This window comes from Kribbella sp. NPDC003557, from assembly GCF_040610805.1.
Lineage (GTDB): Bacteria > Actinomycetota > Actinomycetes > Propionibacteriales > Kribbellaceae > Kribbella.
Window position 1 is genome coordinate 344,923 of record NZ_JBEXMY010000005.1, and the last position, 12,001, is coordinate 356,923.

Below are 12,001 nucleotides of genomic sequence, written 5' to 3' on the forward strand. Positions count from 1 at the left end.
CCCGTGATTCCTCAGAGCGTCGTCAGATCCAGCAGGACCCGGCCCGCCGGCCGGTCCAGTACCTCGCCGATCCGGTCCGCGGTCATGACGTCGTAGTCGGCCCGCCAGGACGTCCCGGCGATGCCGGCGAGCGCTTGTCCGACCGCGTCCGGCGCGAGCACGGTCCGCTGCAGGTTCACCGGCAGCACCCGCAGGTCCCGGCCGATCAGCTGGTGCAGGTCGATCGTGGTGAACTCACCGGCCTTGTACCCCAGCACGGCGATCCGCCCGCCGGGAGAGATGTGGCCGAGTACCCCACCGGCCACCGGTCCGCCCATGGTGTCGATCACTGCGTCGCACCACGGCAGCTCCCGGCCGACCTGCCCGAGACCGTCGACGCGGACGAGCTGATCGACCAGCCCGCTCGCGTCGTCGGCACGGTCGTCCATCGACACCAGGCCGATCACCCGGGCCGCGCCCGCCGACCGTGCGATCGCGGCACACATACAGCCGACCAGACCGGTCACTCCCGTGACCACGACGGTCTCACCCTCCTGGACATCGGCCACGCGACGTACGGCGGTGTGCGCCGTCAACGCCGGCGTCATCAACGCGAGCGCCGTACCGGCTTCCAGTGCCGATGGCAGCCGGTGGACGGCGGCATTCGGCACGACGGCGTACCGGCCCCAGACGCCCGCTCGCGTCACTCCGACCCCTTCGCCGCGGACGACGACCGGCGTCCCCGCTTCGATGACGTCCGAGCTCACCACCACACCGGCCCCCTCGGAGCCGGGAACGAACGGCGCCGTCGGCTGCCGGCCGGCCAGCGTCGACCGGTCCAGCGGCGTGACCGAGGCCAGCCGCATCTCCACCAACGTTTCACCCGGCCCGGCGGTCAGCTCGACCTCTTCGGCCTTCAGCTGCTCACCCGGCCCATGACTGTGCAACACAGTCCCCCGTGTACTCACGCCTCTACCCCGTTCCCCACGATTTGATATCTGATCACAACCACGACCAGACGCAAGACCCGTCTCACCACTCGGCGACCTCCTTCGCCAGCGGCCGGGTCAGCACCTCGGCCGCGGCGGACCGCGCGCTGGAGACCTCGTCGCTGCCCATCGGGAACGGCCAGTCGCTCCCGGCCAGCACCCGCTCGGGCCCGAACGTCCTCGTCAGCAGTTCCAGTACGGCGTCGTCGTGGACCAGGTCGTCGACGTAGAACCGCCGCAACGCCTCGGCCACCGGCAGGGACACCGGCCCGATGCCCGGCCGGGCCTGGTCGATCCCGCGCTGCCACCGTCCGGCGACGGCCGCCGTCACACCACCCCCATGGCACAGACAGAACCGGATCCCCGGGAACCGCCCCGGTACGTCCGCGAAGACGAGCGAGGCCGCCGCGAGTCCGGTCTCGTACGGATTCCCCAACAGGTTCGACAGATAAAACGAATCGAGCCGCTTGTCGTCACTGTGTCCGGGGTGGATGAGCGTGAACGCCTCCAACGCGTCCAGCACGCGCCACACCGGATCCAGCCCGGCATAGCTCGGCGTGCCGAGGGCGAAACCGCCGAAGACACCCTCGCCGGCCAGCCCGGCAGCCACCGCGGGCGCGGCCGGGTCGAGCAGCGGCAGGTGCGCCAGCACCCGTAGTTGCGGTGTGGCGAGCTCGCGGAGACCCTGGTTCACCAGCTCGGCCCACTCGACGCCGGCGTCGTACCGGAAGAGCGCCGGCGGCACCGACACCACGGCACCGTCGAGGTCCTGCTCGGAGATCCAGTGCAGCAGTGCGGCCGGGTCGGCGAGCCGGCCCAGCGGGAGCCGCTCTCCGTCGACCAGCAGTGCGCCGTCGTCGACGGACAGCCCGAAGTCACCCCGATGCGCCGCCGACAGCACGGTCGGCGGGATCAGGTGCGTGTGGACGTCCCAGCCGGCCATGTCAGCGGGCGTCCTCGTCGTTGTCGTAGAAGTCCGGACGTTCCGGGTAGTGCGGGCCGTCGTACACCTCGAGCAGCACGGACGTCTCCTCCGCACGCGTCGGTCCGTGGACGACGCCCTTGGGGTTCCAGTAGAAGCTGCCCTTGGTCAGCGTCGTCCCGGTCGGCAGGTACACGTACCGGCCGGACAGGCAGAACATGAACTGGTTCGACGCGTGCTTGTGCTCCGACGGGATGCCCGAGCCCTTCTCGAAGCGCACCAGGGCGATCGACGCCTCGGTCACCGGGTCACGCCACAGCATCTTGTGGGACAGGCCGGCCAGCGACTTCTCCACCCACTCCAGGTCGTCCGTCTGCAGCAGGATCTCCCGCAACGGCTCGTCGAAACTCATGGCACCTCCCGGCCGGTGACCCGCGTGTACAGCTCCTCGGCCACGCCCGGACCCATCGGAGCCACGGCCGCGATGTGACCGTCCGGCCGGATCAGGACGACGCTCTCCGCCGGTACGTCGTACCGCTTGGTCGCGACGCTGCCCGGGTCGAACAGTGCCCTGTCGCGCAGACCGGAGTCGTGCGGCGCGTCCCAGCGCGACACCGCGTAGTGCCGCAACGCGGGCGAGCCGTTGACCGGGATCGCGGGCCGCCGCCGTACGTCGGTGAAGTAGAGCGCGACGAACGAGTCGCGGCACAGGTCATGGATCGACGTCCGACCGGTCGGACTCTGCAGCACCAGGTCCGGCGCCCGGTCACCCGCCCGGACGGCGGGCGGCGCTGCGGACGTGGCCACCATCGACCAGTCCCCGACACCCTCGACATCGAGCCGCACGCTCAGCAGCGTCCGGTTGTACGCCGTGGCCCATGGACCCGTCGCCTCGGTGACAGCGCCCCGCTGGAACGACATGTACTTGCGGGCCGCCTCGGCCATCTCGCCGGAGCCCTCGATCGCCACCGGACGCTGCTCCCGCTCGTAGCCGTCCAGCAACGACGGGTCCGCCCAGCCTCGCAGCACCCAGGCCAGCCGCCACGGCAGGTTGGACGCGTCCAAGGCCCCCGTGTTCAGGCCGAGAGCCCACATCGGCGTGATCAGGTGCGCCGCGTCGCCCATCAGGAAGACCCTGCGGTCCTTGGTCCATTGCTCGGCGACCCGGTGGTGCACGTTGTAGACGACCGAGCCGAGCAGCTCGATCCGGTCCACCTCGCCGATGAACTGCTTCACCTTCACCAGCAGGTCCTCGTCGTCCGGTGCGTCGGCGCCGGGCGCCAGCGGGAACAGGAACCGCCAGTTGTCCGGCTGCCGGATCAGCACCATCCACTCGGACTTGTCGGCGAAGTACGCCAGGTACGGGTAGTCCCTGGCGTTGTCGACGTCCAGGTCGACCACGACGTCGATCAGCATGTACCGCTCGGGCAGGGTCTCCCCCACCACCTTCACACCGAGCGCGTCCCGGATCTTGCTGCGGCCGCCGTCGCAGGCCAGCAGGTGCGACGCCTCCAGCTGCTGCGGGCCGTCCGGCGTCTCCAGCTGCAGTACCACCCGGTCGTCCAGCACCTCGAACGACGTCAGCCGGTGCTGCGTCCGGACGGGCTCCGGCAGCGCCGCGGCCAGCAGCGGCTCCATCTTCTGCTGCGGCAGGTTGATGACGAACGGGAACTGCGTGTCGTTCACGAGCTCGGCCAGCTGCACCGAGGCGCGCGGGGTGTTGGTGGCCCGGTCGATGTCGCCGATCTCGTCGATCCGCAGCGCGGCGCCGAGGATGCGGTCGACCGCGCCGTACCGGTTCCAGATCTCCAGCGTCCGGCTCAGCGTCGTACCGGCCTTGGTGTCCGACGACAGGACGGCGTCCTCCTCCAGCAGCACGTACGGGATCCCGTAGTGCGCCAGACCCAGCGCGGTGGTCAGACCGATCGGTCCGGCACCCACCACGGCAACGGGCAGCTGTTCAGTCACAAATCACTCCGGCAGCTAGATGAAGCTCGTGAGCTTGGCAAAGGCACGTTCCCTGGTCAGCACCGACCCGGTCATCGCGGCCGCGTCGGACAGCAGGAACAGCAACGGGCCGACCACGTCCTCGGGGTCGCCGATACCTATGGTGTCCTGCCAGTGCTCGCGGTCCGCACCGGCGTTCGCACCGCGGAACTGCTCGGTGTCGATCACCCCCGGCGCGACCACGTTCACCCGGACCCGGTCGCCGGCCACCTCCACCGCCAGCGTCTTGGCGAACGCCACCAGCGCCGCCTTGCTCGCCGCGTACGCCGCGGCGCCCGCGTACCCGGTCGACGCCATACCGGACGTGAACACCACCACTGAGCCGGAGCGTCGCGCCACCATGTGCGGCACGACGGCCTGGCACGCCCACACCACACCGTCCAGGTTCACCTGCAAGGTCCGGCTCCACGACGCCGGGTCCATCTCCAGCACCGGCGACCGCGGCTGCACCGCCGCACCGGCCACCAGACCGTCGATGCGCCCGTACCGCTCCAGCACACTCGCTACCGCGGTCTCGACGGCAGACCGGTCCGACACATCCACCCGGACGTGCTCTACGCCATCAGCCGGTGCAGTCACGTCAAAGACCACCGCCGTACCGCCGGCAGCGTTCACGGCGGCAGCCAAAGCCGCACCGATGCCTTGCGCGCCACCAGTGATCACGACGACCTCACCGGTCGCGTCGAAGCGCACCCTCATGACGTGTCCTTCTGCTTCGACGTCATGGTCTCGGTGATGCGCTGGAACGCGCCGGCCAGGTGACTGCGCAACGCCTGCTCCGCCGCGTCCGGGTCCTGGGCCACGCACGCGTCCAGGATCGCCTGGTGCTCCTGCCGGCTCCGCTCGATGAGGAACGCCGTCGGCCGGCTGCCGAACCGGTACCGCTCGCTGTTCTGCCAGACCGGCTCGATCGCTCGCGGCAACCACTGCGAGCCGCTGGCCCGGTAGATGGCGAAGTGGAAGTCCGCGTGGGCCTGGCGGGCACCCGCGGAGTCCTCCGCCCGCGACAGCCGGAGGTGCTCGGCCAGGGCAGCCGCGGCCTTGGTCAGGTCCTCCTCGCCGAAGCGGGCGGCCGCCGCACGGACGGCGAGACTCTCCAGCGCCAGCCGGGTCTCGTGCGTGTCCCGCAGGTCCGACAACGACAGGTCACGCACCCACGCGCCGCGGTGCGGGATGATCTCGACCAGGCCGAGTGCCTCGAGCCGCCGCAGGCCCTCACGGACCGGCATCTGGCTCATCTCCAGCCGGCTGGCCAGCTCCACCAGGCGCAGCGGCGTACCGCTGGGCAACTCGCCGGACAGGATCAGCTGGTGCAGCTCGGCGGCCGCGTGCTCGGCGAGGGTACGGCGGCCTCCCTTGCCGCCACCCGGCAGCAGCTCCAACGGGCCGCTCATGCGCGCACCACTTTGTTGCGCAGCTCGCCCAGCTTGTCCGAACGCGTGACGACCACGTCGCCGTCCTGTAGGAACACCTGCGGCTCGCGGGCGTTGCCGATACCGGCCGGCGTCCCGGTGAGCAGCAGGTCGCCCGGGCGCAGCGTCATACCGAAAGACAGCTCACTGATCAGGGTGGCGACGTCGAACGCCATCTGCCGCGTCGACGCGTCCTGGCGGACCTCGTCGTTCACCAGGCACTGCAGGTGGATGTCCTGCGGGTCGCCGACCTCGTCGGCGGTGACGATCCACGGGCCGAGCGGCATCGTGTCGTCGATGCTCTTGCCCTTCAGCCACTGCCCGCCGTGCGCCCGCTGCAGATCCCGCTGCGACACGTCGTTCGCCAGCGTGTAGCCCCAGACGTGGTCGAGCGCGTCGCCGACCGCGATGTTCTTGCCGGTCTTGCCGATCACCAGCGCGACCTCGGCCTCGTAGTCCCACCTGGCGGAGATCGCCGGGTCCCAGGCGATGTCGTCGTACGGACCGATCACCACGTCCGGGCCCTTGGTGAAGAACGTCGGGTGCTCGGGGCGGTCCACGTCCTGGCCCTCGCGCTTGCCCTTGCTCTCCTCGAAGTGGTCCCAGTAGTTCCACCCGGTGCAGAGGATGTCCCGCCGGAACCGCCGCAGCGGCGCCCGCAGCAGCTCCGCCCGGTACGGGATCTCGCCCACGACCGAGGCGCCGCCGGTGATCACCCCGGTCAGGTCCGTTGCCGACAGCAACTGGACCGTGTCGCCGTCGAGTACGCCGGGCCGTTCCCGGCCGTCGTACTCCACCGTCACGTACTTCATGTCAGGTCCACTCGACGCCACGCACAGAATTCACCCCCGGTCATGCGATCACGGCGATCGCGTTGATCTCGATCAGGTAGTCGGGATGCGCGAGCTTGCTGACCTCGACCATCGTCGAGGCCGGCAGCGGCTCGGTGAAGTACTGCGCGCGGATCTCGTGGATCTTCGCGAAGTCCTCCATGTTGCGCACGTACACGTCCACCCGGCAGACGTCGGCCAGCGTGCCGCCGGCCGCCTCGACCGCCGACTTCACGTTCTCGCACACCTGCCGGGTCTGTTCCCGGACGTCCCCGGCGCCGGCGATGCTGCCGTCCGGCCGGCGTGCGGTCATCCCGGAGACGAACACCAGCCGCCCGGTCGCCTCGACCGTGGTCGCCTGCGAGAACACCCCGTTCGGGCTCCGCAGCGCGGCGGTGGTCACCTGTGTCTTCGGCATCAGCCCAGCACCCCTCCCGCCGGGACGACGGCGCCGACCGCGCGTGCGGTCGCCAGCAGCCCGTCGAGTCCCGACCTCTCGATCCGTACACCGTGCCGGCGCTGCTGCGCCGCGCGCTCGGCCTCGATCTCACCCGGCAGGTACAGCCGGTTCACACCCGGCGCCGTCGCGCTGCCGCGGACCCGCGCGGCCAGCCCGGACGAGCGCCGCTTGAAGTCCTCGACGCCGCCCATCAGCTCCGGGTCGATCGCCAGGAACAGGTGTGCGCAGTCGTTCGGCCGGTCCGGCTCCCGGTACAGCGGGCGGACCTCGTCGCCCCACCCGCCGCCGCTCAGTACGCCGGTGAGCACGTCGATCATCAACGCCAGCCCGAAGCCCTTGTGGCCCGCGGCCGGCAGCAGCATGCCGAGCACCGCCTCGTCCGGGTCCGTGGTCGGCGTGCCGGACGGATCGGTCGCCCAGGTGTCCGGGATCGGCCGCCCGGCCGACGCCGCCAGCCGGATCTTGCCGAGGGCAACGGCCGACAGCGCCATGTCCAGCACGATCTCCACACCGGCCGTGGTCGGCACCGCGATCGCCAGCGGGTTGTTGCCCACCAGCCGCTCGGCGCCGCCGGGAGCGGGCATCAGCGGCGTGGTGTTCGACATTGCGATACCGATACACCCGGCCTCGCCGGCCTGCATCGCCCAGCGGCTAGCCGCGCCGAAGTGGTGCGCGTTACGCACCGAGACGATGCCGATGCCGTACCGGCCGGCCCGCTCGATCGCATGCCGCATCGCCTGCGGGCTGGACAGCTGCCCCATCCCGCCGCGGGCGTCGACCACCATCGCCGCCCCGGCGTCGAACAGGACGTCCAGCTCGCGTTCCCGGGTCACGCCGCCGGCGTTCAGGCGCTCGACGTACATCGGCACCAGCATCACGCCGTGCGAGCTGACGCCGCGCAGGTCGGCCTCGACGAGCGCGGTGGCGATCTCGGTCGCGTCCGCGGACTCGAAACCGAGCGCGGTGAACACCCCGGCCACGGTGGCCTCCAGCCACTCGGGCCGGACCAGCACCCGCCGGTCCGCGTCCGACGCCTGAGCGGTCATCGGGTTTCCCGGGCCCACGGCAGCAGGACGTGCTCGAGCAGGACCAGGCCGTAGAACAAGACGATGCTCATGATGCTGAGCAACGCGATCGCGGCGAACGCGAGGGTCGTGTCCGCGCTCGCGCCGGACTGCTGGATGACGTACCCGAGCCCCTTGGTGGCGCCGACGAACTCGGCGATCACCGAGCCGATCACCGCCAGCGAGATCGCCACCTTGAACCCGGTGAAGATCTGCGGCATCGCGTACCGCAGCCGGAGCTTGAAGAACTCCTGCGCCCGGCCCGCGTTCAGCGACCGCATCAGCTCGACCAGCTCGGCGGGCGTCGACTTCATCCCCTGCGCGGTCGAGATGACGATCGGGAAGAAGCACATCAGCAGCACCATCACGACCTTCGGCCACTGCCCGAAGCCCATCCAGATCACCAGCAGCGGCGCGATCGCCACCTTCGGGATCGAGTTCACCATCAGCAGCAGCGGGTACACCAGCCGCTCGAGGACCACCGACCGGACGATCACCAGCGCGATCGGTATGCCGATCACGATCGCCAGCCCGAAGCCCTCGACGGTCTCCAGCAGCGACGTCCCGGTCTGCTGCAGCAGCGCGCCGGGCTGGTCGAAGAACTTGACCACCACGTCCCACGGGCTCGGCAGCAGGTAGGACTCGATCGAGAACACGACCGTCGCGCCCCACCACAATCCGATCGCGGCGGCCAGGCCGACGACCGGCAGGATCACGGCAGCCACCGGCGAGTCGGTCAGCCAGCTGCGCTTCGGCATCGTCCGCCCGGTCACCGCGGCCGCACCTCGTCGACGGCGTCCTGCGCCGCGGCCGCGTTCCCGGCCGCCTCGTCCACCGGGACGTCCTTCTCGGCGAGCAACTCGTGCAACCGGCCGCTGATCGCGGCGACCTCGGTGAGGTGCGCGTTCTGGCCGAGGCTGCGCGGCCGCGGGATGTCGATGTCGACGACCTCCCGCATCCGGCCCGGCCGCGGCGTCAGCACGACCACCCGGTCGGCCAGCACGACGGCCTCCTCGATCGAGTGCGTGACGAACACGATCGTGGTGGACAACTCCATCTTGATCCGCTGCAGCTCCGCGGACAGCTCGGTCCGGGTCAGCGCGTCGAGCGCGGAGAACGGCTCGTCCATCAGCATCACCTGCGGGTCGCGGATCAGCGACCGGCACAGCGACACCCGCTGCTGCATACCGCCGGACAGCTCGTGCGGCAGCCGGCGCTCGAATCCCTGCAGGCCGACCAGCTCGAGCAACTGGTGGGCACGGTCCCGGTACGCCGCCTTGTTCCTGGACGACTTCCCGGGGCCCTTGTCGATCTCGACCGGGAGCATCACGTTCGACAGCACCGAACGCCACGGCAGCAGGGCCGGGCGCTGGAACATGAACGAGACGTCCCGGCGCGGTCCGGTGACGGGCTCCCCCGCCACCTGGACCGCTCCGGACGTCGGAGGCAGCAGTCCCGCGATCAGCCGGAGCAGTGTGGACTTGCCACAGCCGGACCGGCCGATCAGCGTGACGAATTCACCGCCGCGAACGTGCAGGTCGATCTTCTCCAGGGCGGTCACCCGGCCCTCGCGACCGTCGAAGACCTGACCCACGCCGTCCAGGCGAATCATCCGGTTCCAGTACTCCTAACGTCAGCTCTTGGGCGCGAGGCTGAGCGTCACGACGTCCTCGGGCTTGACCGCACCCTTGCCGATCGCGTCCGACTCCTCGAGCAGCGAGATGACCTTCTGCACCCGCTCCTGCGTGACATCCCCGAGCGGGCCGTTGAAGCCCTCCGGCTTGATGTACTCCTTCATGATCTCGAGTTCCTTGGTGGCCACCGCGAGATCGGTGTCGGGCACGTACTTCTTCAGCGTCGCGGCCGCCGCGGCCGGGTCGTCGTACGTGTCCTGGAGGCCCTTGAGCAGCGCACCGGTGAACTTCTTCACCTGGTCCGGGTGGTCCTTGGCCATGTCGGTGCGGGTGATGATCGCGTTGCCGTACAGGTCCGGGAGCGCCTTGCCGTAGGGCAGCGTGATCACCTTGCGGTGCTTCTCCTTGTCGGCGTTCGCGATCAGCGGCTCACCGACGACGAACTGGCCGATGCCCTGCACCTTGCCGGACGCCAGCAGTTTGGGCAGGCCCGGCGGCGGCGACGGGAGGAAGGTGACCGACTTCGGGTCGATGCCGACCGCCTTGGCGTAGACCGGGAACATCACGGTGTTGGTGGACCCCGGCTGGTCGCCGATGGTCTTGCCGGGCAGGTCCTGCGGGCTGTTGATACCCAGGCCCTCCAGCGACATGATCGCGGCCATCGACCGCTGATGGACCATGCCGACGGTGGTCACCGGGAGCTTCTGCTTGGCGAGGGTGATGACGGTGGCGGTGAAGTCGCCGATGCCGTAGTCGGCCTGACCGCCGGCGACCAGCTTCATCACGTCGACGGTGCCGCTGCCGGGCGTGATCTTGACGTCGAATCCCGCGTCCTTGAAGTACCCCTTCTCGAGCGCGACGTACGCGTACGCCTCGCGTCCGAAGGTGTTGAACGACGTCAGGTAGCTGACCTTCTGCAACCCGTTGTCAGCGGCCTTGCCGCTGTCGTCACCGCTGTTGCACGCACTCACCAGGGCGAGCCCCAGGACCGCCATCAGGGCGATGACGGAACGCCTCAACCTCATATCGACCTCTCTCGTCCCGATATTTGATCAAACATCAAATATTGAAGGGCGGTCAATCCGTCCGCGGGGTCTTCACGGGGACTTAACGTCCGCCGTTCCCGGTCCTCGCAGACCAGCCTGCCACCCGTCCTGGAGCCGTTCCCCTTACCTGTCCGGAAACACATGCTGTCACCGGACGGGCACCCGCCCCGACCACAGACCGTACCTGCCTGAGCAGCAGATCGCGACGCCCGCGAGGACCGAACCCGCTCGCACTCCGTCAAATTTGCGTAAACCCTCAACTTCTTCGTGACCCAGCCCACGCCGTCCGCCCGGAATCGAGGGGTTCCCCGCGCTCACTCCGGGGAGGGAGGTGAGCCGCCCCGGCGTTTGACAGGATGTGACGGTGGGACGGGTGACGCGGCAGGCATGGCGGGCGATCGGGTGCCTGTGGCGCCCGTCGACGTACCTGCGCTGGGTGTACCTGTTGCTCGGCGCGGCGCTGGTGCTGGCGTTCATCCTGGTCGACAGCGCGCTCGGCGCCGTGGTCTCCGACCTGGGCCCGCCCAAGGTTGCCACCGGCATCATCTGGGTCCTGCTCGCGCTGCTGCCCCCGATCGCGCTCGGCCTGCTGCCGGCCGTCCGGGAGGTCCAGGGGATCGCGGTCGAGTCCCTGCTCGCGGTCCGGTTCGAGGAGCGGCCGCTCGGCCCGGCGCGGACCTGGGCGCAGCGGCGGCGGACCAGCCTGTGGTTCTGCCTGCACCTGCTGGCCGGCGGCGTCGTCGGCATCCTCAGCACGATCGTGTTCGGCCTCGGCGCGATCTGGCTGGCGGCCCCGTTCCGCTCCCCCGGGACGCACGACATCGTCCCGGGCTGGTCGTACGAGATCCGCGGCGGCTGGAGCGACCTGTGGATGCCGGCCGCGGCGATCGGCGGTCTCGCGGGGCTGTTCCTGCTGTCGGCCGCGACCGGGGCGCTGCTCGCGTACCTGGCGCCGCGGGTGCTCGGCCCGACCGCCGCGGAGCGGATCGAGCTGCTCGAGAAGCAGACCGCGACACTTGCCGAGCGCAACCGACTCGCCCGCGAGCTGCACGACAGCGTCGGGCACGCGCTGAGCCTGGTCACGCTGCAGGCGGCGGCCGCGCGGCGGGTGCTGGCCAGCGATCCGGAGTTCGCCGAGACCGCGCTGGCCGCGATGGAGACCTCCGCCCGGGCGGCGCTGGCCGATCTCGACCACGTGCTCGGGCTGCTCCGCGACGACAGGCGGCCGGGGGCCCGGACCACGCCGCAGGCCACGCTGGGCGGTCTTGACCGGCTGGTCGAGGCCACCCGGGCCGGCGGCATCACGGTCGAGGTCGAGCGGTCCGGCGATCTGGACCAACTGCCGGCCGCGGTGTCCCGGGAGGCGTACCGGATCGTGCAGGAGGGCCTGACCAACGCGATCCGGCACGCGGGCCGGCCGGCCGGTGAGCTGGCCGTGCACCTGTCGATCTGCCTGGACGGGTCCGGGCTGCGGCTCGCGGTGACGAACCCGGTCAGCGGCACGTCCGATCACTCCGGCGGCGGGCGTGGGCTGGCCGGTATCCGTGAAAGAGTCGCCGTACTGCGGGGAACCGTGGAGGCCGGTCCGGTCACCCGGCCGGACGAGCCGGGGTGGCAGCTCGCGGTGCGGCTGCCGGTCAGCGTGACGAAGGGATGAG

At 70.4% G+C, this 12,001-nt stretch carries 13 protein-coding genes; 1 reads left to right on the plus strand and 12 read right to left on the minus strand.

Annotation, left to right across the window (positions count from 1 at the left end):
• Positions 1 to 11: 11 nt before the first annotated feature.
• The 12 genes from ABZW60_RS22305 to ABZW60_RS22360 form a co-directional block, all read right to left on the minus strand.
• Positions 12 to 929 carry a zinc-binding alcohol dehydrogenase family protein gene (locus ABZW60_RS22305; RefSeq protein WP_355479645.1) on the minus strand — a complete coding sequence of 306 codons (918 nt, stop codon included), beginning with the start codon at positions 927 to 929 and terminating at the stop codon, positions 12 to 14.
• 82 nt (positions 930 to 1,011) lie between these two features.
• Positions 1,012 to 1,911, minus strand: coding sequence for an amidohydrolase family protein (locus tag ABZW60_RS22310; protein ID WP_355479646.1), 900 nt, complete (start codon positions 1,909 to 1,911; stop codon positions 1,012 to 1,014).
• Position 1,912: 1 nt separating this feature from the next.
• Positions 1,913 to 2,302 carry a cupin domain-containing protein gene (locus ABZW60_RS22315; protein WP_355479647.1) on the minus strand — a complete coding sequence of 130 codons (390 nt, stop codon included), beginning with the start codon at positions 2,300 to 2,302 and terminating at the stop codon, positions 1,913 to 1,915.
• Entirely contained in the window at positions 2,299 to 3,858 is a 1,560-nt protein-coding gene (locus ABZW60_RS22320) for an FAD-dependent monooxygenase (RefSeq protein WP_355479648.1), read from the minus strand. The genes ABZW60_RS22315 and ABZW60_RS22320 overlap by 4 nt, the downstream gene beginning before the upstream one ends.
• Positions 3,859 to 3,873: 15 nt before the next feature.
• The gene (locus ABZW60_RS22325; RefSeq protein ID WP_355479650.1) at positions 3,874 to 4,596 is read right to left on the minus strand and encodes an SDR family NAD(P)-dependent oxidoreductase; all 723 of its coding nucleotides are present in this window, start codon (positions 4,594 to 4,596) and stop codon (positions 3,874 to 3,876) included.
• The gene (locus ABZW60_RS22330) at positions 4,593 to 5,291 is read right to left on the minus strand and encodes a GntR family transcriptional regulator (protein WP_355479652.1); all 699 of its coding nucleotides are present in this window, start codon (positions 5,289 to 5,291) and stop codon (positions 4,593 to 4,595) included. Before ABZW60_RS22330 ends, ABZW60_RS22325 begins: the two co-directional genes overlap by 4 nt.
• Complete coding sequence (locus ABZW60_RS22335) at positions 5,288 to 6,121, minus strand: fumarylacetoacetate hydrolase family protein (RefSeq protein ID WP_355479654.1); 834 nt, start codon at positions 6,119 to 6,121, stop codon at positions 5,288 to 5,290. Before ABZW60_RS22335 ends, ABZW60_RS22330 begins: the two co-directional genes overlap by 4 nt.
• A gap of 40 nt (positions 6,122 to 6,161) precedes the next feature.
• On the minus strand, positions 6,162 to 6,557 hold the full coding sequence (locus tag ABZW60_RS22340) for a RidA family protein (RefSeq protein WP_355479655.1): 396 nt from the start codon (positions 6,555 to 6,557) through the stop codon (positions 6,162 to 6,164).
• A complete protein-coding gene (locus ABZW60_RS22345) occupies positions 6,557 to 7,645 on the minus strand; it encodes an Ldh family oxidoreductase (RefSeq protein ID WP_355479657.1) in 1,089 nt (362 codons plus the stop codon). Before ABZW60_RS22345 ends, ABZW60_RS22340 begins: the two co-directional genes overlap by 1 nt.
• The gene (locus tag ABZW60_RS22350) at positions 7,642 to 8,436 is read right to left on the minus strand and encodes an ABC transporter permease (protein ID WP_355479659.1); all 795 of its coding nucleotides are present in this window, start codon (positions 8,434 to 8,436) and stop codon (positions 7,642 to 7,644) included. The genes ABZW60_RS22345 and ABZW60_RS22350 overlap by 4 nt, the downstream gene beginning before the upstream one ends.
• Positions 8,433 to 9,275: an ABC transporter ATP-binding protein gene (locus tag ABZW60_RS22355; RefSeq protein WP_355479661.1), complete on the minus strand. Its 843-nt coding sequence runs from the start codon at positions 9,273 to 9,275 to the stop codon at positions 8,433 to 8,435. Before ABZW60_RS22355 ends, ABZW60_RS22350 begins: the two co-directional genes overlap by 4 nt.
• Positions 9,276 to 9,296: 21 nt before the next feature.
• Positions 9,297 to 10,322 (minus strand): ABC transporter substrate-binding protein, encoded by a 1,026-nt coding sequence (locus tag ABZW60_RS22360; protein WP_355479662.1) that lies wholly within the window; start codon positions 10,320 to 10,322, stop codon positions 9,297 to 9,299.
• Positions 10,323 to 10,707: 385 nt separating this feature from the next.
• On the opposite strand from ABZW60_RS22360, the gene ABZW60_RS22365 reads away from it, so the two are divergent.
• Positions 10,708 to 12,000, plus strand: a complete 1,293-nt coding sequence (locus ABZW60_RS22365; RefSeq protein WP_355479664.1) for a histidine kinase — start codon at positions 10,708 to 10,710, stop codon at positions 11,998 to 12,000.
• The last annotated feature ends 1 nt before the right edge of the window (position 12,001 follow it).

Excerpts from the sequence above, each read along its gene's own strand:
- ABZW60_RS22310 (WP_355479646.1), bottom strand. The coding sequence starts at position 1,911 with ATGGCCGGCTGGGACGTCCACACGCACCTGATCCCGCCGACCGTGCTG.
- ABZW60_RS22315 (WP_355479647.1), bottom strand. The coding sequence starts at position 2,302 with ATGAGTTTCGACGAGCCGTTGCGGGAGATCCTGCTGCAGACGGACGAC.
- ABZW60_RS22325 (WP_355479650.1), bottom strand. The coding sequence starts at position 4,596 with ATGAGGGTGCGCTTCGACGCGACCGGTGAGGTCGTCGTGATCACTGGT.
- ABZW60_RS22330 (WP_355479652.1), bottom strand. The coding sequence starts at position 5,291 with ATGAGCGGCCCGTTGGAGCTGCTGCCGGGTGGCGGCAAGGGAGGCCGC.
- ABZW60_RS22335 (WP_355479654.1), bottom strand. The coding sequence starts at position 6,121 with ATGAAGTACGTGACGGTGGAGTACGACGGCCGGGAACGGCCCGGCGTA.
- ABZW60_RS22340 (WP_355479655.1), bottom strand. The coding sequence starts at position 6,557 with ATGCCGAAGACACAGGTGACCACCGCCGCGCTGCGGAGCCCGAACGGG.
- ABZW60_RS22345 (WP_355479657.1), bottom strand. The coding sequence starts at position 7,645 with ATGACCGCTCAGGCGTCGGACGCGGACCGGCGGGTGCTGGTCCGGCCC.
- ABZW60_RS22355 (WP_355479661.1), bottom strand. The coding sequence starts at position 9,275 with ATGATTCGCCTGGACGGCGTGGGTCAGGTCTTCGACGGTCGCGAGGGC.
- ABZW60_RS22360 (WP_355479662.1), bottom strand. The coding sequence starts at position 10,322 with ATGAGGTTGAGGCGTTCCGTCATCGCCCTGATGGCGGTCCTGGGGCTC.